The organism is Pseudoalteromonas luteoviolacea (genome assembly GCF_001750165.1).
Classification (GTDB): domain Bacteria; phylum Pseudomonadota; class Gammaproteobacteria; order Enterobacterales; family Alteromonadaceae; genus Pseudoalteromonas; species Pseudoalteromonas luteoviolacea_G.
In genome coordinates this window covers 2939809-2959748 of the sequence record NZ_CP015411.1, presented here as the reverse complement: position 1 = coordinate 2959748, position 19940 = coordinate 2939809, and the positions used below count along the sequence as shown (strand labels likewise).

The following is a 19940-nucleotide window of genomic DNA, read 5'->3' as shown; positions in this document are numbered from 1 at the left end:
TTCATTGACGTACGCGTCAGCTATACAAATAACCAGATGATGGAGTAACCATGAAAGTACTTGTACCAATCAAACGCGTGATTGACTACAACGTCAAAGCGAGAGTCAAGGCAGATAACAGCGATGTTGATCTTACAAATGTGAAGATGGCCATGAACCCGTTTTGCGAAATCGCAGTAGAAGAAGCGATTAGATTAAAAGAAGCAGGTAGTGCAACTGAAGTAATTGCCGTATCAATTGGCGATAAAGCTTGCCAAGAACAACTTCGTACTGCATTGGCACTTGGTGCTGACAAGGCTATCCACATCGAAACAGACGCAACGTTAGAGTCTCTTCATGTTGCAAAGTTACTTGCTAAATTAGTAGAACAAGAAAACCCTGAATTGGTTATTCTAGGCAAGCAGTCAATTGATGCTGATAACAACCAAACAGGACAGATGCTGGGGGCACTGACTAAGCGTGGCCAAGGCACGTTTGCATCTAAGCTGGTAGTTGAAGGTGGTAATGCTGTGGTTACTCGTGAAGTAGATGGTGGTCTGCAAACTGTCTCACTGGCGTTACCTGCTATTGTAACTACAGACCTTCGCTTAAACGAACCGCGTTATGCGACATTACCTAACATTATGAAAGCAAAGCGTAAGCCTCTCGATGTAATTGCTGCTGACTCACTGGGTGTAGATTTAGCACCACGTGTCGAGCTAGTCAGAGTAGATGAGCCTGCTAAGCGTGAAGCAGGTGTTATTGTAGAGAGCGTTGAAGAGCTAGTAACAAAACTTAAGACAGAAGCAAAGGTGATCTCATGAGCGTATTAGTTATTGCAGAACATGAAAATGGCGTATTAAAGCCTGAAACCGCGAAGGTGATCACTGCGGCTGTTAAGATTGGTGGCGATGTTGATGTGTTAGTGGCTGGCAGCAATGTGGCTGCGGCGGCAGATGCAGTAGCTGGTATTGCTGGCGTTACGTCAGTGAAATTAGTAGATGATGCTAATTTTGAGCACCAATTAGCTGAAAATACCGCTGATTTAGTGGTTGAGTTGGCAGGTGGTTACAGCCATATCTTAGCGAGTGCTTCGACAACAGGTAAAAACATTTTGCCTCGTGTTGCGGCGCTATTGGATAAATCACAAATTTCTGAAATTGTCGACGTAGTAGATGCAGACACATTTAAGCGTCCAATTTATGCGGGTAATGCAATTGCGACGGTTAAATCACTTGAGTCTCAAAAAGTCATTACAGTTCGCGCAAGTGCATTTGATGCTGCGGGTGAGCAGAGCCCAGTGTCTGTGGAGTTACTTTCGAATGGCGCAGCTAACAGCCTAAGTAGTTTTGTTGGCGTTGAGCAAACTGAATCAGAGCGCCCTGAACTAACCGCTGCCCCTGTGATTATTTCAGGCGGTCGCGGCATGCAAAATGGTGATAACTTCACATTATTAAACGGTATTGCTGACAAGCTAGGTGCAGCAATTGGCGCTTCTCGTGCGGCAGTTGACGCAGGCTTTGTACCAAATGACATGCAAGTCGGTCAGACTGGTAAGATTGTTGCACCTGATCTGTACATTGCGGTGGGCATTAGCGGTGCTATTCAGCACCTTGCTGGTATGAAAGATTCGAAAGTCATTGTGGCAATAAATAAAGACCCAGAAGCACCAATTTTCCAAGTTGCTGACTATGGTCTGGTCGCTGACTTGTTTGACGTCTTACCTGAGCTAGAACAAGCTTTGTAACCTATTCTGGTTGTTGAAGCCGTGTGCATTATGCCGCGGCTTTTTTATTTTTTGAAAACTTAGATTCATGTCTCTCTTCATACTCTCTTACCCATCACGATACTAGGTTATACTTTTAAGGTCTTCGACGACAAAACCCTACGCTGGATGAGAAAAATGCGCTTTAGACATTAGTCTAATTAACGATTGTTGCGCCCTAAGCTTGCAAGTTTTAAAGCGATAAATATGTTGAATGTTGTTATTTATTGTACTGTTAATTGCCAAAGCATATGCGTTGACGCTATACAAGATTGATTTCATTCGACTACCTCAAAGAATATTAAGATAAATTTGCTCGCTATCGCTTATACGCCGCAATAATTATGAATCCACAGAGTGTTTTCGTTTCATTTTAAAGTCGCAAAAATTTTAATAATTTTTGTAGAGAACGCATTTCTTCTAACAGCCTGTCTACACATTTTGTGCATTCAAACTCTGTGATCACTGTTTTATGTTTGTAACTTATTTGTCATTAATCGGTAACTTTTCATAGGATGGGTAGGCAGTATCACATTTAATTTAACTAAAAGGATGTTAAAAAATGAAAAAATTACTTTTGAGTCTTGCAGCGCTTAGCACTCTTACTGTTACAGCAAGTGAATTACCAGAACTTGATAGCTTGATCAATGAACCAGAGTTTCTCGAGTATAAAGACTCTTTAAAAGAAGAAGTTGTTAAAACACATGAAAACTATCAGTTATATATTGAGGAGCTACAAAATAAAGGCGAAATCTCGCCTATGGCACCAGCCCCTAAATTGACTTATCTAGAGATTCGAGGTGTACGCTCTGCCAAGTACCCTCAGTGGGATAATATTTCAGCCTCTTCATTTTCGACTAATCAAGATCATGGCGGTGAATTTTATGCCGTAACTTTGGAGTATGGATATGCAACTCCTTCATCAAGACGCTTTCAAGTAAATGGCTTAACGCTGTCTCTTGCGTTATCTGATCCCATCAAAGATGCAGGTAACATTGTAATTGGCTATGTTAATTATTGGCATAATACGCAAACAAGCTTCAGTAGCGGGACGTCTACTTATAAGGCTACTTCAATAAATTTCCCATACAATACCGAGGATGATCGTCTGTACATTAGATAGCCACCAAGACCTAGGAATGAGTGCTTAATCATTAAGCACTCGTATTTAAACCATATTGATAGACTTCAAGTTTCCTGATCATTGATTCATAATTTTTTACAACATCATCTGTTGCCATTCCTTGCTGCTTTACACTTGCCAGGTTGTCTTTAAGTTGCGTGATAACATTGAACTTTTCACTTTGTGCTTGCGCCAGGGTTGTACCACCTAATTGACCGTCATGCTTGATAAGGTTATATCGACCGGTCATGAATGCGACCTCTCCAAAGCTGAGTACACCTTGTTGATAGAGCTCTTCAGCTGCTTCTGATTGCTCTTTAAGCGTCATATTTGAAAAGTCGAACTGTCTTTCAGGCGCCGAATGTGTATATTCTGTTTTGTTTGATTCAGAAAGTCGCTGGTGGTTTTGAACCTGATTAGAGTGAGTTGCTTGGCTATTTGCGGTTGATACTTGGTAGTAACTGTTAATTCCAACTGAGTTTATCATTTCTATTCCCTAACATGATGTGTCATTGAGCTATATGAAGCAAGCAGCATTCCAAGTTGGCGGGTGTTAATCAAATAAAGTAGTAACTGTGTTTAAGGTGCGCTTTCAAAAAAATTAACTGTATTACAATTAACAACTTAATCTTGATACTTTGGTGAGGGGCACATAAGACTGAGAGTGAGATTAAAGAGTAGGTGTTTTTAAGCGGCAATTTGGTGCTCGCTTTGAAGCGGTATATAGGCGGCAGCGGCGTGTGATTGCCGCATGTTTTCATTCTAAACCTTTAGTGTCTTACGAAGTTCTGAAGGTGTGACACCAAACCAACGTTTGAACGTGCGGCGAAAATTGGGTAAGTCGTTAAACGCTAGAGCTTTGGCTACCTGTGCATTAGAGTAGCCTTGTTGTTGAATACAAAACGCGGCTTGTTGGCTAAGCACTCGGTCTCTTAAGCCGCTGAATTGACTGTTATGTTGTTTGAGTTTTCTCTTCATTGTTGCTTCACTCACCATAAAGTGGTTGGCAAGATCTTCTAAACAGGCTTTAGGGTATTGAATCAAAAAGGCTTCGGCGTAGGATAAAAAACCCATTGATAAGCAGGGCTGCAAGCTTGTTAAATTACTCTGTAAAGCTTCCACAGCATCGCGCTGGCGAGTGTGCAGCATGTTTTTGTTAATGACTACAGCACATGTACGATGCCCGAAAGATAACTTGCTGGTATGCATAACATGATAGTGTTCAAGATGTCTTGGCGTGGCGTAAGGAAGTTGAATTTGGATTTCTAACTCACAGAACCGCCAATTGATGAATCCACTGACAAGGCTGAGCCAAACTTCGAGAAAAAATTGATAGGTGCAAGAGGAGGGTTCACTGACAGCTGGGTTTATCAGCAAATGGATAGCTTGCTGCTCCCTAAGTATTCGAGTGCTAAAATAGGGAAATAGATCATTTTCGAGTTGTTTGCAGGCAACTAGCAAGGCTTTTAAGTCGATACAATGAAATAAATAAGATGCATACTTTGCACATAAGTTATGTAGTAGGTGCTGACCCAGCACAAAGCTAATATCTTGGCTCAACTCATGTTTTGAAATATTTGTTATGATCTGCTCTAGTTCCTCATAACTAGAGAGATGGCCTTGCGCCTTGAAATCCTTATAAAAGACCTTTGTTCCTTTGAGCGCTTTATCAGGGTGTATGCCGCGTTGTTTTGCAAGTTCAATCAGCGGCTCTAGTAGCTGGTGGCTATTAAACCTGAGGTCACTTGTCTCGAAATAAGGCATCAGCATGCCTGCTTGTTGTGTGTTAGTTGAACCATCAGTTGTTCGAAAATTTGTTCACTTTGCATGGGAAGTGATACTTCAATACAGGCAAAATGCAGGGTTGTTGGGTTTAACTTTACCAAGTTTTTATCGTACTGATGATGCATTTTTGCCGCTGCACATACCCTACCTGTGATATCTATGGCGGTACTGAGTTTCGTTGCAGGGTATAAGACGACGAATTTATCACCAGCATATCGGCAGGTGAGGTCACAGCCACGAATATTCAACGTGATTAGCTGCCCTGTGTCGCGAAGTAATAGCTCACCCTTGGTGATACCATGCTCAAAGCAAAATCGGCTATAGGCTTTTAAGTCTAAAATAGCGACACAGAATCGGGTGCCATTATCGATGAGTTGTGAAACTTCCGCATCAATTTGCTTTTCCATATAGCGCACACTGTACAGGCCTGTAACATAGTCAGTAAAAGTGTGTTCTCTAAATTGTCGCTCTTTTCTCAATAACGTTAAGTTCAAATAAGTTTGCTCTTGATACCACCAGTACATTGCCATACTCATGACAATCATTCCTACTAATGCTGGAAAGGCTTCTAGTGAGCTAAGAGTCGGGTGAATATGGTTAAAAGAGAAAAACTCATCAAGGCAATCTAAGAGCAATGAAATCAACATTAGTGTAAGTCCAGAAACTAGCGCTGTTGTAACGCGTCCTCGTGGGCGACTTAAAAGTGTTGCGACAAGCCAAGCGAGAGACATGGCTGCCAGGCCTCCTTCACCAATAGCATCGAGCACTTCTAACTGAACGTAAGGTTTTAATTCGCCAAATTGGATTGCAAATAAAAGTGTGAGTGTGACTGAAAAAACAAGCATCACCCATAACTGAAGGTGCTTGATTGGTTTAATACAGTGAGCCATAAATTGATGCCGAGCAAAATGTTTATTGTTGTTATGTTATTGCAGTGAAATTTCATGAACAGGGTCAATTTAGCTCATTACTTTGACAGTTTTTTTAATTTTTACGGCTGCTGCAAGTAAAAAATGGCTGAGCTTGTTTTTATTTGCCAATTTTAGGGGGTGAAATTAGCTCAAAAGCACAGCTTCATAAACTAAAAGCCAACTAAATCAGTACCTTCAGCTGGGTAGTGAAATAAATAATTCATATTGTACAGATATTGTGGCCGCGATTTTTAGGGTAATCAAACAACACAATCTGTAAGAGATAAATATGAAACAATCACGACCGTTACCTTTTTCAAAGCCCTACCAAGCCATTGCGCTGTTATTAGGCGTGTGTGCAACTGGTGTGCATGCAAATACGTTGCAGGGGCGAGTAGGGGATATTCAAAACAAAACTTTTTTTGAAGGTGCTCATGTCAAAATAACTGAGCTCAAAAAACACATCAGTTCAAGTCGAGATGGTCGCTTTGTGTTTACCAAGTTACCTGCTGGGGAGTACACACTGGAGGTTAGCTACATTGGTGCTCTGCCTTACCTTCAAACAATAACAATCAGTGACGATAAGCTGACCCAAGTGGCTGTGAAGCTAAAACCTGTACAAGAAGAGTTAGACAATATCATTGTGGTTGGTCAGCGCGCGGGACAAGCTGGCGCATTTAATCGACAAAAAAATGCGGATGGGATCATGTCTGTAGTGAGTGCGGATGGTATTGGTCAACTTCCTGACCAAAATGCAGCAGAAGCCCTACAGCGCTTGCCGGGGATGTATATTCAGCGCGATCAAGGTGAAGGCCGCTTTGTCGGGATCAGAGGCATTGATCCTGGGCTGAATAATGTGTTGATTAATGGGGCTAACGTGCCTTCACCAGAGGCTGGTGTGCGAAGTGTCGCGATGGATGTGATCCCCAGTGAAATTATTCAAAGCTTAGAGGTAAGCAAAACCGTGACGCCAGATATGGATGCCAGTGCAATTGGTGGCAGTATCAACGTAAAAAGCCTCAGTGCTTTTGACAGGCAAGGTCAAAGTTATAGCTTCACTGTGCAGGGCTCATACAACGAACTAGTCAGCGAATCCAGTCCTAAATTGTCAGCGACTTTTAGCGATATTTTTGCGCTTTCCAGTGACACACAGTTAGGTATTGCGACAGCCGTTTCTTGGTTTGAACGCAAGTTTGGATCTCACAATATGGAAACTGATGGGGGGTGGATGGCGTTAGAGCAAGAAGAGGCTTCAACGGGAGAAGATGTTGCGTTCTTTGGCGCCGAAGAAATAGAACAGCGTCACTATCAAGTGACTCGTGAAAGGTTGGGTGCTGCGCTAAATTTAGACCTTCATCATAATGCCTTCAATAAGTATTATTTGCGGACTTTATACAGTGAGTTTTCGGACGATGAGTTTCGTCTGCGTAACGAATATAAGTATGACAAAGGCAAGTACATAGCTGCGCAGTCAGGCTCAAGTGCGGCATATTTCACAGATGCTGAAATGGACAGAGACACCAAAGATAGATACGAAGAGCAAAGTATTTTGTCATTGGTGGCTGGCGGGGAGCACATACTGCAAAGTTGGTTTGTGGAATACAGTCTTGGCTATTCAAAATCGGATGAAATTGAACCTAATCGATTAGACGTCGATTTTGCGGGAGAAGGTTTTGCACTGGGCTACGGTAGCCTAGATGATGCACCGATACTTGCTCATTCAGACAGTGCTCATGACTTAAGTAATTTTACATTAGATGAGATTGTCAGTGAGCATAACCTGAGCGAAGATGAAGCGGTCAGTTTTAAGCTAGATGTGAGTAAAGATTTAATTGTAAAAGGGCATAATGCGCAGCTAAAAGTCGGTGTGAAATACGGTGATCGTGAAAAACGCAACCTTGTGAATACGCGCGTCTATGATGACGGTTTTGTTGACGTTACGGCATTGCAGTTTGCAGCAGCTAGTCCTGAATTTGAGCTGGGTCAGTTTGGACCGGGATTATCGCGAAGTGGCATAAGACGATTTTTCGCAGAGAATCAAGCGCACTTCACGCTTAATCAATTAGAGACAGACATTGAGAGCAAAGGTAAATCTTATACATCTGAAGAGCGCGTAACAGCTGCCTATATGATGGCGAGTATCGACATTAATGATTTAAATGTTATTGCTGGGGTGCGCTTTGAAGACACAGAATATGAGACATCAGGAAACCGAGTTGAGCTGCTTAAAAATGATATTGAAGACAGTGAGCAAGTATCAATCACGCCATGGAATATCAGCAAAAATTACGACCATTTATTGCCAAACCTGACTTTGCGATATGCCCATTCAGATGAATTAATCACGCGATTTGCGTACACGCATACGATTGCCAGACCAAGCTTCGGTGATGCCGCTGCTTTTCAATTATTGGAAAGCGAAACATCTAGTGATGACGATGGTATTCAAGTGGAACGTAAAGGCGAAGTTGGCAACCCAGATTTAAACCCTTATGAGTCGAGCAATTTCGACTTCTCAATTGAATATTACCCCGGCAAGATTGGCATTATGTCTGCGGGGCTTTTTCATAAAAACATCGATAACTTTATTGCTAAGCAGCAAGTTCAAGACAATGGTCAATGGCAGGGCTATGAAGAAGTGATCCAGTCGGTCAATGGTGGCGAGGCGCAATTGAGTGGCGTTGAGTTAGCTTACACGAAAAACTTCGAGAATGGCCTGATGATCTCAGCCAACGGCACTTTTATTGATGCGGATGAGCATTTGCCAAATCAATCTGACACAGTTGCAAACTTTATGATTGGGTATGAAAACAATGAGGTAAGTGCGCGCCTCAGCTCCAGCTACAAAAGTAAGTCTTACATCATGACTGATAATGATGCTCGCGTTTATCAAGATGCCCACAACCAAATAGACTTCAGTGTGAAGTATTTCATAGATGAGCAAACTCAGATTTATTTTAATGCAGTAAACCTGACCGATGAGCCGTATTACGTGTATCACGGCGAGCAGCGTTACAACTATCAATATGAAAGTTATGGCCGCGCGTATCAGCTGGGTATCACCTTAAGTTCTTTCTAATTTTTCTAAAAACAACAATGGCGCTGCTTGGGTAACCTTGCAGCGAAAATGTATGAAGTTATCTACCTCTTGCTTCGCAGTATCTGCGTTATTACTGAGTGGCTTATTTAATGTGGCTGCTAAAGATTCAATTTCGTTTTTGGCTTTTGGTGATGGGGGATATCACCCTGATTATCCAAAAACTAAGCATATTAAAAAGCCTAAGAATAAGCAGCAATTTATAGCAGCTGAACGCGCTGACTGGCTAGAGGACCACAGACCGATAGAGGAGTTTAATCACGCGCCGATATACGTATATCCCGGCACAGAAATCGCGACAGAAGAAACCGGCGCTGCGGCTGTTGGCAAAGCAATGGCGACACTATGCGAGCGTAAAGCTTGCGAGTTTGGCATTCAGCTTGGCGATAACATCTATCCAGACGGCGCGGATGCGAATGATGGTAAAGATGACCAAAAACGCATGAATGATTTGATATTGGGTCCCTTAAAGCCGCTATTTAAGAATAATAAAGAGCTTGTGGTTTACTCTGCACTTGGCAATCATGATTGGAAGACATCTCGAAAGGGCGTAAAACTGCAAACGCAATGGATGGCTAATCAACCTAACTTTCATATGGATAAACGGGGATACTACAGTTACAGAGTGGGTGAGACAGGCAATGACGTAGAGTTTTTTGTGCTCGATACAAATATGTTGTTATCAGGGCAGCACTATTATGAAATTCCACTGGCAAAAGATGGCAGTGAGCAAGGTCTTGCGACGGCACTGGCACATGGTCATGCTGAAGTGGAAGACATAGAAGTACATGAGTCGCCAGTCAATGGTGAAGATCATAAACAATTAGCGTGGCTTGCAAAGGGGCTGAAAACATCAACCGCAAAATGGAAAATTGTATATGGTCATCACATCTTGTGGTCAATCGGTGGAACAAAATATGATGAAGGGCACGTACTTCGTCGACTGATTCTACCTGAGCTGTGTCAATATGCTGATACGTACATTGCAGGGCACGAACATGACCTTGAATTGCTGACAGATGATTGCTCTCGAGTCATGCCGGGTAACAGCAAGCCCAAACTTCCACTCATTATCAGTGGGGCAGCCTCAAAAATGCGGGGCACACACACGCCATTTGCGCAGCAGCAAGAAAACCGTTATCCAGAGTATGACTTAATTTGGACCAAGAGCTTTATTTGGGGATTTGCCCATATTGAGTTAGATAATCGCGGTGATAGTTTAAATGTGAGCTTTTACACCACGCCACATGATAAGTCTGGCCACGTTATCCCTGAAGCAAGCTTTTCTTTTAAACATCGTAGTGAGTAGTTTTTTCAAAAAACGCTGTTGTATGCATCTGTGTGCAGCAGTTTTCTTGACTGTTTTCATTAATCAATAATTTTCAGTACCTGAAAGTAGTAAGAATAATTCCCAACACTTGTTAGAAAAGTATCTAAATTACGCATATGGGTACAATTACAGCTGTTATATTTGTGTAACTATCCAGTTGAGGCAACAATAAACATAGGAATAAGGAAATGAAACTTACAAGTTTAACATTGGCTGTGATTGCAACTTTGGGCGTGGCGCTATCAGACAACGCGCAAGCTGAAGCGGAAATAAATTCACCTGTGCGTGTCGCGATTGATCATTTAGGTGTGCCTTGGGTGCACAAAGATGACTCAGCTGGGCTTTGGCGTGAAAAGCCATTGCCACATGGTCAAAAGGCGATTGCAACAGCAGGTGGATATTTTCACTATCATTTTGGCACCGGACCTGATGACAAAGGGTATGCATATTATGAAGGAGCGACTTTTGCGGTTGGACAAAATGGCAATGCATATCGATACCAAAATTATGACTGGCAATCGGTTGTTGGCTGCTGGGGCGCAAAGGATGTAAGCTCATTTACAGTTGACCATGCATACTGCGTGAATGGCGATGGTACTTTGAAGAAGTTCAATGATGTCAGTGATAGTTTCGAAGGTTACTATGCCATTAGCAACGAAAAAATTAAAAAAATTGATGTTGCGCTAGGTGGTGTTATTTGGGCCATCACTGAAAGTGACAAGTTGTTTAAATATGATGGCGTAAAGTGGGTACAACAAAAAGTATCCTGTGGCGATTTATGCTCGCTTGTTGACATCGCAGTTGGTGGCGGCCAAGTGTATGTTGTAGCGAGTGTTTACGGCAGCAATGATGGTCCGCAAAGTGTATACACACTGAATAATGGCAATCTAGTTAAATTTGGCTCATTTTATAATATTGATGTCGATAGAGAGGGCGTCATATGGGCAATCTCAAACTATACACGCACACTATTTTTGAAACGCCCTGGCATGAGCGAATTTGTTGAAGATGTTCAAATGAGCTATAAGGTGTCGACTAATATTGGCGGCTAAATACCATTGTATATGAAGAGGGGGGGCCTTGTTGATCAAATATGCTCTTCCTAGCTGTCTTGTCATTTTTACTGATATTCAGGCATACCTAGCCTGTTCATCGTGTTGATCACCTTGGCTTTAATCATTACTTCTGTGTGTTGGCTGTTGAAGGTGCGGCTTGTTAATTTGTCACCCGTAAGCTGTATAAAACGATAAACGCCTGTTTCAGCCAGCGAACGCTCATGATAACCAGATTTTTCCTTCCAGTGTTTTAAACCAAGTTGATGCATTAATATTATGGCGCTGTTTCTCGGATGACCTTTCTCCCAATATTGGGCATTTTCCCTTGGGGGGATCCGTGCCACGGCACCTTTAGCCGCAATTTCATCATAGCAATCACGTGTATCATAAGCTCCATCGCCTGTAACTCGGTCAACATTTCGCCGTAATGACCGCAGTAAATCACCTAACACTTCACCATCCGATACATTCACCATTGATAGCTCTGCACTGACAATGTCATGACTGGCTGCATCTATCGCTAAATGCAATTTACGCCAAGTTCTACGCTTGTTGGCTCGGTGTTTTCGGGTATGCCATTCGCCATTACCATAGACTTTTAGGCCGGTGCTATCGACAACAATATCAATAAATCCCTGCGTGGTTGGCTTGGTTCGATATTGAACATCTAGTGTCTTTCCTCGCTTGCACAAACAGCTGTAACCAGGGGAATGAATAGGTGCATCCATTAAATTGAGGAGTGAATTAACGAACCCTTCAAGTGCTCGAAGTGGCAAATTAAAGACAGACCGAAGTGTCAGGCAAGTTTCAATTGCAAAGTCAGTATATTTATTTGAACGACCACGCCCACCGTGTTTTTCTACGGTTTGCCATTGCTGAATAGCGTCGTCGCTGAGCCAAATAGCAATATTGCCACGCTGTATCAACGCACGGTTATAGGCAGACCAGTTCTTAATTTTCTTTGTCATGGTGGCTTGAGTTACGTTATGTTTTTTTGATCTGATCACGCAAAAGGTCAGAAGTTCAACTATTTAGGAAACAAGGCCAAGAGGGGGACAAACCTCCTCTTCAGGCTTAGATAACATTTATTATTAATATTTAAAACTCTGTGCTTATTAGTTATTCATACTACCTCCATCCGTTTATTAATATCTTGCTGTTCTAGCATTACATAATTATTCACATTTTATGGCTTATTTTAAGCTAGTTAATATACATGTGAAATGTCATAGATATATATAATAAAACTAGGAAGTAATTCATGCTTAACAATTGGTGCAAATTAACCTTATTTATTACATCTTTTTGCTTTTTTCTAGGCGGTGCGCAGGCAGCAAATGAGACATCTAAGCCTAATTTAAAATATGAATTTGAGCTTCAAGTTGGCACAGAAGCCTTGTATAAAGTGAAAATGACACTTAAAGATGAGCAGCCTGCTGACATCACCTACTATGATGAGAAAAACAGACCGATTTATAGAGTTATTTTAAATGTAGATTATGAACAATCTATCAAGCGTGGAAAAGAGAGCACGATAAAGCACTCCATACAAAAGTATAAAAACAATGATTGGGTAGAGTTGTTTTCTCCAGAAATGACATACTTAGTTGGGTTGCCAGGCAAATTAGAAATATATAATGAAGACATGGTTAGAATGTCATTAAATGGTGAGCTTACTATCGCCGATAGCACGCACCTTTGATGAAGAGTTACTAAGCTTTACGAGAAATAGAGCTTAGTAATATCACTGATAAAAGAGAAACATAAAACGATAGCTTGGTACATGCTTCATCTATTTCGCTTCAATATAGAGTGTCATTTCAGTTCGGTTGCTAATGCTTTTTTAAATTAGTATGCCCACAAGGAAATATTTATTTTTATGTTTCAATTAAAAGGTAACTATATCAATAGCTTGAATTATTATATAAAGATATTTGTAACATATGCGCTTATCTTCTAGAATCTTAGCGGTTTTCTAACTGGGTAAAGCGTTCAAATAATTGCATGTTTGCAATCTTTTGGACAAAGGAGAGTAATGAAAAAAGCCATTTTTACTTTGGCCATTGGTGATAACCCAATGTATAAAGCCGCACTTCATAGTTTTAAACTATACGCACAAAAGGTTGGCGCTGATTTAATCGTTTCGGATCAGCTACACTATAAAATAGACATTGTTAACCCCAAGTTTAATGCTTCTCCTGCTTGGACCGAAAAGCTCAGGATTGGCGCGTTATTAAAAGAGTATGATAGAGTACTTTACGTCGATTCTGACATTATCATTCGACCTGACGCGCAAGATATTTTTGAATCACACCAAGATTTGGATACAACTTATTGGCTCAATGAAGGTTTATTAAAAGATCGCGGAGGTGATATTTCGCTTATTTGTGGTTTGTTGGGCTCAGTAGAATGGCCCTCAGAGAAGGGGATGTCTACTTATTATAATGCTGGAGTAATACTGACTTCTAAAGAAGCAGGGTTATTCTCCATGACTAATCTAGAGGATTTGCAGCATCTATGTAATGAGATATCTTTTTATGAGCAAAGCTATTTTAATTACTGTTTGCATAAATATGGTTTTAAACATCAAGGAATTGATAAAACATTTAATCATATGGATATGTTTGGTAATGCTGACTATCTAGAAGCCGATTTTATTCACTATGCTGGTAAAGGGTATGCTAAGACCAGTCGACGTCGCGATGTACAATTCTTAAAGGACTTCTCTGCTATTTATGATGGAATATTACCTGCTGATGAAATTAAAAAGCTCAAAGAGGAAGCATGGCAGGCCTATCTTGAGGTGATTTATAAGAAGTACCCTCTACCCAATATGTTGATAAAGTGCTTTGCAGAACGTTTTGTACCGCGCTAAAAGGGAAGGGGAGTAAGAAAGTGCAGTAATGTTTACTGCACTGAAACATTACAGACTAAGAAGTCTTTTTCTGACGGCTAACTAAACAATATGAACCGTCTTTTGTGCTGGTCATATAGCCAACAAAGTTTTCATCTCTTTTATGAGAAAAAACATGAGTCTCGTCGTTTAATTTACCTTTAAATTGCCACTTTTTGAATACTTCCTCACGCACCACAATGCATGGGTTTTTAACAGCAAAGCTTTCTTTATAAGCCACTTCACAGTGTCCGCCACTGTGAGACATAGAAAAAGTAATATGACTTTGTCTGTCTTTATATTCAAGCACACCCGTTACCAACAAAGTTTCAAGTTCATTTTTGTTAGTTTGGTTTGATACCAATAAACGATGCTTTTTTGAACCTATAATGTCTCTGGCCATAGTCTTTAATTCGGTATGACAGTGTTTAACATTATATTTTTCAATGATCGTTTCAATCGAGTTTTTAGCAACAACCTGTGTACTTGCCATTAAAAGGCCAGCTATGAATAATGGAGATTTCAAAGCATAAGCTCCTTAATTTGAGCTGCAAGTTCATTAGGCGTTGTTGTATGGCTCATAGCGGTAATTAAATCACCTTCTTTGTTTATGATGTAAAATCTTGATGCATGCGCCACAGAGTACTCCATGAACGACTCTTCAAGGTTTTCGTCATCATAATAAACGCCATATAATCCACCAACTTCTTTAGTTTGCGCAGCGCTGCCAGTCAAACCGGTAATACGCTCGTGAAAGTAGTCGGTATATTCCTTTAAATCTTCTACTGTATCACGCGCAGGGTCTACTGTTACAAGTAAGCCCTGCACCTGATCAAATCCCTGTTTCTCTAGTCGCATAAATGCATTTGTCATTACCGCGAGAGAGTTAGGGCATACCTCTGCACAAGACAGATAGCCGAAGTACATGACAACGACCTGGCCTTTATAATCAGAGAGCGAAACAGGTCCGGCATAGCTTTGCAGCGTAAAATCACCACCCAATTCATCGAATGATTTTCTTGTTTCGTTAAAGTCTTTTGTGGTTGTTGATAAATAAAACCAAATGAGTCCAATGATACCAAGAAAAGACGTAATCCAATGTAAGTGAGCGGCTTTAAACTGCTTCATAACTCTACCTTGCTGTTACATAAGTGGTTGGGTCAATGTGAGCAAAATCAACAGACATCAGAACACTCATAGAAGTAATGGCAACAAGCGATAAGATAAATACGCGTTTTGCCCAAGTATGATTGTCCATACGGTGGAAGTCGAAAATTGTGCTCAATAGCCAGATCAAACCAATGATAAACGTAAGTGTCGCGAAAATAGCACCGACATAGTTTAACGTGAATAGCGAAAGTGCAAGTACAGTAAAGGCAACAATAAAGCCAATCATGTGTTTTCTAGCAACTTCAACACCACTGACGATTGGTAAAACTGGGATATTTGCGTCTTTGTAATCTTTGAATCGGTAAATAGCAATCGCATAAGAATGCGGGATCTGCCAAATACAGAAAATTGCTAAGATAACAGCTGCGCCAATATCAAATTGACCGTTAACAGCACAGTACCCCATAACAGGAGGACATGCGCCAGAAATACTGCCTACAAAAGTACCGTATATAGATTTTCTTTTATAATAAAGCGTGTAAAGACCAACGTATACCACGAAGCCTAGCACGCCGAAATAAAAGCTCATCATTGATGCGTACAGTGCTAATGAGGCGAAACCTATGCAACCCAAAAGGGTTGCATAAGCCAAAGCTTTGTTCACCGAAATCGACTCTAAGAGTGGCTTTCGGTACTTTGTGCGTGACATCAACTGGTCGATGTCACGGTCAATCACATTATTAAAAACGCAACCAGAGGCGATGATACACACTGTACCCACTATCATTGCTGTAAATGTAACGAAATCAATATTACCTTTGGCTGCGAGCACATAGCCCGCAACCGCAGTGATTAAGTTACCAAAGATAATGCCTGGTTTTGTAATTAACAGGTAACTTCTTAACATTTTAATGTCCCATGAGCATGTTGTGATTTAGGTGCTCCATAATCCAAATGGAGCCAATCACAACTATGGCCACTGTCAACACAATAAACGCGGCTGAAGTAGTGTTCCATATTTGCTCAGAAGATGAGTTCATGTGTAAGAAAAATACAAGTTGTACAAATAGCTGTGCAATAGCTGTAACTAGGATGATCCCAAGCGTGATAGCTGGAGATGCCATATCGTACATTACAACTAAAAACGGAATAGCAGTTAGTACTAGAGATAGAAGTAAACCTATCGTGTACTCTTTAACGCTACCGTGAGATGCACCGCCAGTGCCATGTTCATTATTAGTGTGGCCCATTACATCACTCCTACTAAGTACACAACGCTAAATACACAGATCCAGATGATGTCTAGGAAGTGCCAGAATAAGCTTAGGCAAGATAGTCTTACCAAGTTATCTTCACTAAATCCGTCACGCTTGAAGTGAACGAATAGAACAAGCATCCAGATGATACCACCGAATACGTGCAAACCGTGTGTTGCTACTAGTGCATAGAATGCAGACCAGTAACCACTTGTTTGCGGCGTAGCACCAAGTGTACTGAAGTGCCAGAACTCATACATTTCTAAGCCAAGGAAACCAAGGCCTAGAAGTAATGTGATGACCAACCAAGTGATCATGCCTTTCATCTTGCGCTGGTTGGCTTGAAGCATTGCCATACCAAACGTAAAACTACTGAATAGTAGGAACGCAGTACCAACTGCAACTAGATTAAGGTCAAATAACTCTTTTGGTGTAGGGCCGCCTGCGAAGCCGCCACTTAGTACTGCATATGTTGCAAACAATGTTGCGAACAAAATACAGTCACTCATGATATATATCCAGAATCCGAATATAGTATCACCACCGGTATCATGATGCTCATGATCATCGTGATGATCGTGAGCGTCGTTTGCGATTACGTGATCGTTTGACATGATTTAAAACTTTCCTCTACTTGCCTTTATTAGCTGCGTGTTCTGCAACAGCTGCCAAGTGCTTTGACTCGATTTCTTCAACTTGATCTACTGGTACGTAGTAGTCTTTGTTGCGATCAAATGAGTACGCAATCCAAGAAGCTACGATACCGATGAAGCTAGCAATAACCATCCACCAGATGTGCCATACGAAACCGAAACCTAAAGATAGTGAGAATGCACTGATCACAAAGCCAGCCCATGTATTTGAAGGCATGTGGATCTTTGAGTACTTCTCAGGCTTTTGGTAAGCAATGCCATGTTCTTTCTTGTAATGATGCTCATCACGGTCATGGATTTTAGGCAGCTTAGCAAAGTTGTAGAATGGAGGAGGTGACGAAGTAGCCCACTCAAGAGTACGACCATCCCACGGATCACCAGTTACGTCCATATTTTGCTTACGATCTCTGAAGCTCACGTAGCCCATGTAGAACTGAACAGCGATACCAGCAGCAACGATGAATGCACCAACCATTGCAACGATAAGTAGTGGCGTCCACTCTGGGTTGTCATAGTAGTTAAGACGACGAGTCATACCGTTGAAACCAAGGATGTATAGTGGCATGAATGCAACGAAGAAACCGATTGTCCATAGTGCACAAGAAAGCTTGTTAAGTTTCTCGTTCAGCATCCAACCAGTTGCTTTTGGCCACCAGTAAGTAAGACCTGCGAAGTAACCAAATACTGCACCACCAATAATTACATTGTGGAAGTGTGCAATTAGGAACAAGCTGTTGTGTAGTACGAAGTCAGCTGCTGGTACTGCTAGCATTACACCAGTCATACCACCAATTGTGAACGTGAATAGGAAACTACATGTCCACCACATAGAAGCTGTGAATTCAACACGGCCTTTGTACATAGTGAATAGCCAGTTGAAGATCTTAACCCCGGTGGGGACGGCTATGATCATGGTGGCGATACCGAAGAAGGCATTTACACTTGAGCCTGCACCCATGGTGAAGAAGTGGTGTAGCCATACAACCATTGCTAGAACCATGATAACGGCTGTTGCCCATACAAGTGATGTATAACCGAACAAACGCTTACGAGAGAACGTAGCTGCAACTTCAGAGAAGACACCAAATGCAGGTAGAATCAGAATGTAAACTTCTGGGTGACCCCATGCCCAAATGAGGTTTACGTACATCATTTGGTTACCACCAAGGTCATTAGTGAAGAAGTTTGTACCTAGGTATCTATCTAGCGTTAGAAGCGTGATAGTTACAGTTAGGATTGGGAACGACAAAATAATTAGTACGTTTGCACACAGAGAAGTCCATGTGAATACAGGCATTTGCATAAGCTTCATGCCAGGCGCACGCATTCTGATGATAGTAACGAAGAAGTTAACACCAGTTAGTAGTGTACCAATACCTGAGATCTGTAGTGCCCAGAGCCAATAATCGACCCCGACCCAGGGACTGTATTCAATACCTGATAACGGCGGATATGCTAACCAACCAGTTGCAGCAAACTCACCAACGAATAGTGAAATGTTAACTAGTAATGCACCAACTACGAATAACCAGAAGCTCAAAGAGTTCAGGAATGGGAATGCAACGTCACGCGCACCGATTTGTAAAGGTACAACAATGTTCATCAAGCCAACAACTAAAGGCATGGCTACGAAGAAAATCATGATTACACCGTGAGCAGTAAAAATCTGGTCATAGTGTTCTGGAGGTAGATAACCCGCCCCCACACTGTCAGCGGTTGCTAACGCTTGGTGAGTACGCATCATAATTGCGTCCGCGAAACCACGGACCAGCATCACAATCGCTGCGATGATGTACATAATACCTATTTTTTTGTGATCCACTGACGTGAACCATTCTTCCCAAAGGTATTTCCACTTACCCATTTTGGTAATAAGTGCGAATAGGAAGATACCGCCAAGTATTGCACAGATCATTACTGGCAAAATAACTGGGTCATGAACAGGAATAGAATCCCAGGTCAGTTTACCCGTGAGCGGATCCGGATCTGTGATTATGGTAGCTTTACTTGCCATTTTGAACCCCAGTGTATTTCTCTATGGTTTTCTTAAAGTGCAGAGGGTCGACATCCGAATAGTAAACTACAGGATGGTCTTTTGATTTCTCGCTAAGCGCTTTGTAAGTAGGTTCGTCTAGCACATACTCTGATGCTTTTACTTTGTTAACCCAAGCATCGAAGCCAGCTTGATCTACAGAGTGTGTTTTGAACTTCATGCCTGAGAAACCAAAACCACTATAGTTTGCAGACATGCCACGGAAGGTACCTTCTTTAGATGCCATCAGGTTTAGTCTATTTTCCATACCTGCCATCGCGTAAATCTGGCTACCCAAACGCGGAATGAAGAATGAGTTCATCACAGTATCTGATGTGATAAGGAACTCAACCGGCGTATTCACAGGGATTGAGATTTCGTTGACGGTTGCAATTTGCTGCTCTGGATAAATGAATAGCCATTTCCAGTCCATTGCCACTACTTGAATAGTCAATGTGTCTTTGTCTTTACCTAGCGGCTTACGCGGGTCTAGAGTATGAGACGTGACATATGTGAAATATGCAAGTGCTGCGATGATCATACAAGGCACAATCCAAACAACAAGTTCGATTTTTGTTGAGTGTTCCCACGACGGCTTGTACTCAGCTTTTTTATTGCTAGTACGATACTTGTACGGGAAGTAAATAGACATAAATAATACAGGGATTATTACAATAAGTAATAAAGCCACAGAAATTATAATCAGGTCTTTCGCCTGCTCACCAATTGGACCCGCAGGGTCAAAAAGCGCAAGCTCACAACCTGTTAGAAGAAACGCCATCGTAAAAACCATTACGAGTGACAAGGACTTTTTCAGCATATTCAACCTACTTGATATCGCGGGTAATTACCCCATTACCTGCCTGAATAAATTAACGAGATTAATGCAATTGAGAACTGTTTCCATTCACACCCCTCTCGGAGGGGAATGTTATAGGGAATACAGCTAAA

19 protein-coding genes are annotated in these 19940 nt (G+C 41.5%); 8 read left to right on the top strand and 11 right to left on the bottom strand.

The window, feature by feature from the left end; genetic code table 11:
• The first annotated feature begins 50 nt into the window (after positions 1-50).
• The 3 genes from S4054249_RS12495 (at position 51) to S4054249_RS12485 (ending at position 2867) form a co-directional block, all read left to right on the top strand.
• Positions 51-803, top strand: a complete 753-nt coding sequence (locus S4054249_RS12495) for an electron transfer flavoprotein subunit beta/FixA family protein (protein ID WP_046357114.1) — start codon at positions 51-53, stop codon at positions 801-803.
• On the top strand, positions 800-1726 hold the full coding sequence (locus tag S4054249_RS12490; RefSeq protein ID WP_046357115.1) for an electron transfer flavoprotein subunit alpha/FixB family protein: 927 nt from the start codon (positions 800-802) through the stop codon (positions 1724-1726). Before S4054249_RS12495 ends, S4054249_RS12490 begins: the two co-directional genes overlap by 4 nt.
• A 580-nt stretch (positions 1727-2306) precedes the next feature.
• The gene (locus S4054249_RS12485) at positions 2307-2867 is read left to right on the top strand and encodes a DUF4879 domain-containing protein (protein WP_046357116.1); all 561 of its coding nucleotides are present in this window, start codon (positions 2307-2309) and stop codon (positions 2865-2867) included.
• Positions 2868-2898: 31 nt separating this feature from the next.
• On the opposite strand, the gene S4054249_RS12480 is transcribed toward S4054249_RS12485, so the two are convergent.
• The 3 genes from S4054249_RS12480 to S4054249_RS12465 all read right to left on the bottom strand — a co-directional run bounded on the left by S4054249_RS12480 (position 2899) and on the right by S4054249_RS12465 (position 5542).
• A complete protein-coding gene (locus S4054249_RS12480) occupies positions 2899-3354 on the bottom strand; it encodes a hypothetical protein (RefSeq protein ID WP_046357117.1) in 456 nt (151 codons plus the stop codon).
• 275 nt (positions 3355-3629) lie between these two features.
• Complete coding sequence (locus S4054249_RS12470) at positions 3630-4631, bottom strand: helix-turn-helix transcriptional regulator (protein WP_046357119.1); 1002 nt, start codon at positions 4629-4631, stop codon at positions 3630-3632.
• A complete protein-coding gene (locus tag S4054249_RS12465) occupies positions 4631-5542 on the bottom strand; it encodes a GGDEF domain-containing protein (RefSeq protein ID WP_052961048.1) in 912 nt (303 codons plus the stop codon). The genes S4054249_RS12470 and S4054249_RS12465 overlap by 1 nt, the downstream gene beginning before the upstream one ends.
• A 310-nt stretch (positions 5543-5852) precedes the next feature.
• On the opposite strand from S4054249_RS12465, the gene S4054249_RS12460 reads away from it, so the two are divergent.
• The 3 genes from S4054249_RS12460 to S4054249_RS12450 all read left to right on the top strand — a co-directional run bounded on the left by S4054249_RS12460 (position 5853) and on the right by S4054249_RS12450 (position 11042).
• Positions 5853-8642, top strand: a complete 2790-nt coding sequence (locus S4054249_RS12460; protein WP_046357120.1) for a TonB-dependent receptor — start codon at positions 5853-5855, stop codon at positions 8640-8642.
• A 52-nt stretch (positions 8643-8694) separates the two neighbouring features.
• Positions 8695-9969 (top strand): metallophosphoesterase, encoded by a 1275-nt coding sequence (locus S4054249_RS12455; RefSeq protein ID WP_046357121.1) that lies wholly within the window; start codon positions 8695-8697, stop codon positions 9967-9969.
• A 209-nt stretch (positions 9970-10178) separates the two neighbouring features.
• Positions 10179-11042 carry a hypothetical protein gene (locus S4054249_RS12450; RefSeq protein ID WP_046357122.1) on the top strand — a complete coding sequence of 288 codons (864 nt, stop codon included), beginning with the start codon at positions 10179-10181 and terminating at the stop codon, positions 11040-11042.
• A gap of 68 nt (positions 11043-11110) precedes the next feature.
• Here the strand turns inward: S4054249_RS12450 and S4054249_RS12445 are convergent, their stop codons facing one another.
• Positions 11111-12013 (bottom strand): IS5 family transposase, encoded by a 903-nt coding sequence (locus S4054249_RS12445; RefSeq protein WP_069949091.1) that lies wholly within the window; start codon positions 12011-12013, stop codon positions 11111-11113.
• Between the two features lie 293 nt (positions 12014-12306).
• Here S4054249_RS12445 and S4054249_RS12440 point away from each other — a divergent pair, with 293 nt between their 5' ends.
• Together S4054249_RS12440 and S4054249_RS12435 are read left to right on the top strand one after the other, a co-directional pair.
• Positions 12307-12747, top strand: a complete 441-nt coding sequence (locus S4054249_RS12440; RefSeq protein ID WP_046356165.1) for a hypothetical protein — start codon at positions 12307-12309, stop codon at positions 12745-12747.
• A gap of 333 nt (positions 12748-13080) precedes the next feature.
• Positions 13081-13920: a glycosyltransferase family 8 protein gene (locus S4054249_RS12435; protein ID WP_046356166.1), complete on the top strand. Its 840-nt coding sequence runs from the start codon at positions 13081-13083 to the stop codon at positions 13918-13920.
• A 55-nt stretch (positions 13921-13975) separates the two neighbouring features.
• On the opposite strand, the gene S4054249_RS12430 is transcribed toward S4054249_RS12435, so the two are convergent.
• The 7 genes from S4054249_RS12430 to cyoA are packed head-to-tail and all read right to left on the bottom strand — an operon-like array spanning position 13976 to position 19770.
• A complete protein-coding gene (locus tag S4054249_RS12430; protein WP_046356167.1) occupies positions 13976-14464 on the bottom strand; it encodes a hypothetical protein in 489 nt (162 codons plus the stop codon).
• Complete coding sequence (locus S4054249_RS12425) at positions 14461-15066, bottom strand: SCO family protein (RefSeq protein WP_046356168.1); 606 nt, start codon at positions 15064-15066, stop codon at positions 14461-14463. The genes S4054249_RS12430 and S4054249_RS12425 overlap by 4 nt, the downstream gene beginning before the upstream one ends.
• 4 nt (positions 15067-15070) lie before the next feature.
• On the bottom strand, positions 15071-15955 hold the full coding sequence (gene cyoE, locus S4054249_RS12420) for a heme o synthase (RefSeq protein WP_039609740.1): 885 nt from the start codon (positions 15953-15955) through the stop codon (positions 15071-15073).
• A gap of 1 nt (position 15956) precedes the next feature.
• On the bottom strand, positions 15957-16298 hold the full coding sequence (gene cyoD, locus S4054249_RS12415) for a cytochrome o ubiquinol oxidase subunit IV (RefSeq protein WP_039609741.1): 342 nt from the start codon (positions 16296-16298) through the stop codon (positions 15957-15959).
• Positions 16298-16918 carry a cytochrome o ubiquinol oxidase subunit III gene (cyoC, locus tag S4054249_RS12410; protein WP_039609742.1) on the bottom strand — a complete coding sequence of 207 codons (621 nt, stop codon included), beginning with the start codon at positions 16916-16918 and terminating at the stop codon, positions 16298-16300. The genes cyoD and cyoC overlap by 1 nt, the downstream gene beginning before the upstream one ends.
• A 16-nt stretch (positions 16919-16934) precedes the next feature.
• Positions 16935-18971 (bottom strand): cytochrome o ubiquinol oxidase subunit I, encoded by a 2037-nt coding sequence (cyoB, locus tag S4054249_RS12405; RefSeq protein WP_046356169.1) that lies wholly within the window; start codon positions 18969-18971, stop codon positions 16935-16937.
• Entirely contained in the window at positions 18961-19770 is an 810-nt protein-coding gene (cyoA, locus tag S4054249_RS12400) for a ubiquinol oxidase subunit II (RefSeq protein ID WP_230851852.1), read from the bottom strand. The genes cyoB and cyoA overlap by 11 nt, the downstream gene beginning before the upstream one ends.
• Between the last annotated feature and the right edge of the window lie 170 nt (positions 19771-19940).

Excerpts from the sequence above, each read along its gene's own strand:
- S4054249_RS12495 (WP_046357114.1), top strand. The coding sequence starts at position 51 with ATGAAAGTACTTGTACCAATCAAACGCGTGATTGACTACAACGTCAAA.
- cyoA (WP_230851852.1), bottom strand. The coding sequence starts at position 19,770 with ATGGCGTTTCTTCTAACAGGTTGTGAGCTTGCGCTTTTTGACCCTGCG.
- S4054249_RS12480 (WP_046357117.1), bottom strand. The coding sequence starts at position 3,354 with ATGATAAACTCAGTTGGAATTAACAGTTACTACCAAGTATCAACCGCA.
- S4054249_RS12485 (WP_046357116.1), top strand. The coding sequence starts at position 2,307 with ATGAAAAAATTACTTTTGAGTCTTGCAGCGCTTAGCACTCTTACTGTT.
- S4054249_RS12440 (WP_046356165.1), top strand. The coding sequence starts at position 12,307 with ATGCTTAACAATTGGTGCAAATTAACCTTATTTATTACATCTTTTTGC.
- S4054249_RS12445 (WP_069949091.1), bottom strand. The coding sequence starts at position 12,013 with ATGACAAAGAAAATTAAGAACTGGTCTGCCTATAACCGTGCGTTGATA.
- cyoB (WP_046356169.1), bottom strand. The coding sequence starts at position 18,971 with ATGGCAAGTAAAGCTACCATAATCACAGATCCGGATCCGCTCACGGGT.
- cyoD (WP_039609741.1), bottom strand. The coding sequence starts at position 16,298 with ATGGGCCACACTAATAATGAACATGGCACTGGCGGTGCATCTCACGGT.
- S4054249_RS12465 (WP_052961048.1), bottom strand. The coding sequence starts at position 5,542 with ATGGCTCACTGTATTAAACCAATCAAGCACCTTCAGTTATGGGTGATG.
- S4054249_RS12490 (WP_046357115.1), top strand. The coding sequence starts at position 800 with ATGAGCGTATTAGTTATTGCAGAACATGAAAATGGCGTATTAAAGCCT.
- S4054249_RS12460 (WP_046357120.1), top strand. The coding sequence starts at position 5,853 with ATGAAACAATCACGACCGTTACCTTTTTCAAAGCCCTACCAAGCCATT.
- S4054249_RS12470 (WP_046357119.1), bottom strand. The coding sequence starts at position 4,631 with ATGCCTTATTTCGAGACAAGTGACCTCAGGTTTAATAGCCACCAGCTA.
- cyoE (WP_039609740.1), bottom strand. The coding sequence starts at position 15,955 with ATGTTAAGAAGTTACCTGTTAATTACAAAACCAGGCATTATCTTTGGT.
- S4054249_RS12450 (WP_046357122.1), top strand. The coding sequence starts at position 10,179 with ATGAAACTTACAAGTTTAACATTGGCTGTGATTGCAACTTTGGGCGTG.
- S4054249_RS12455 (WP_046357121.1), top strand. The coding sequence starts at position 8,695 with ATGAAGTTATCTACCTCTTGCTTCGCAGTATCTGCGTTATTACTGAGT.
- S4054249_RS12425 (WP_046356168.1), bottom strand. The coding sequence starts at position 15,066 with ATGAAGCAGTTTAAAGCCGCTCACTTACATTGGATTACGTCTTTTCTT.
- cyoC (WP_039609742.1), bottom strand. The coding sequence starts at position 16,918 with ATGTCAAACGATCACGTAATCGCAAACGACGCTCACGATCATCACGAT.
- S4054249_RS12435 (WP_046356166.1), top strand. The coding sequence starts at position 13,081 with ATGAAAAAAGCCATTTTTACTTTGGCCATTGGTGATAACCCAATGTAT.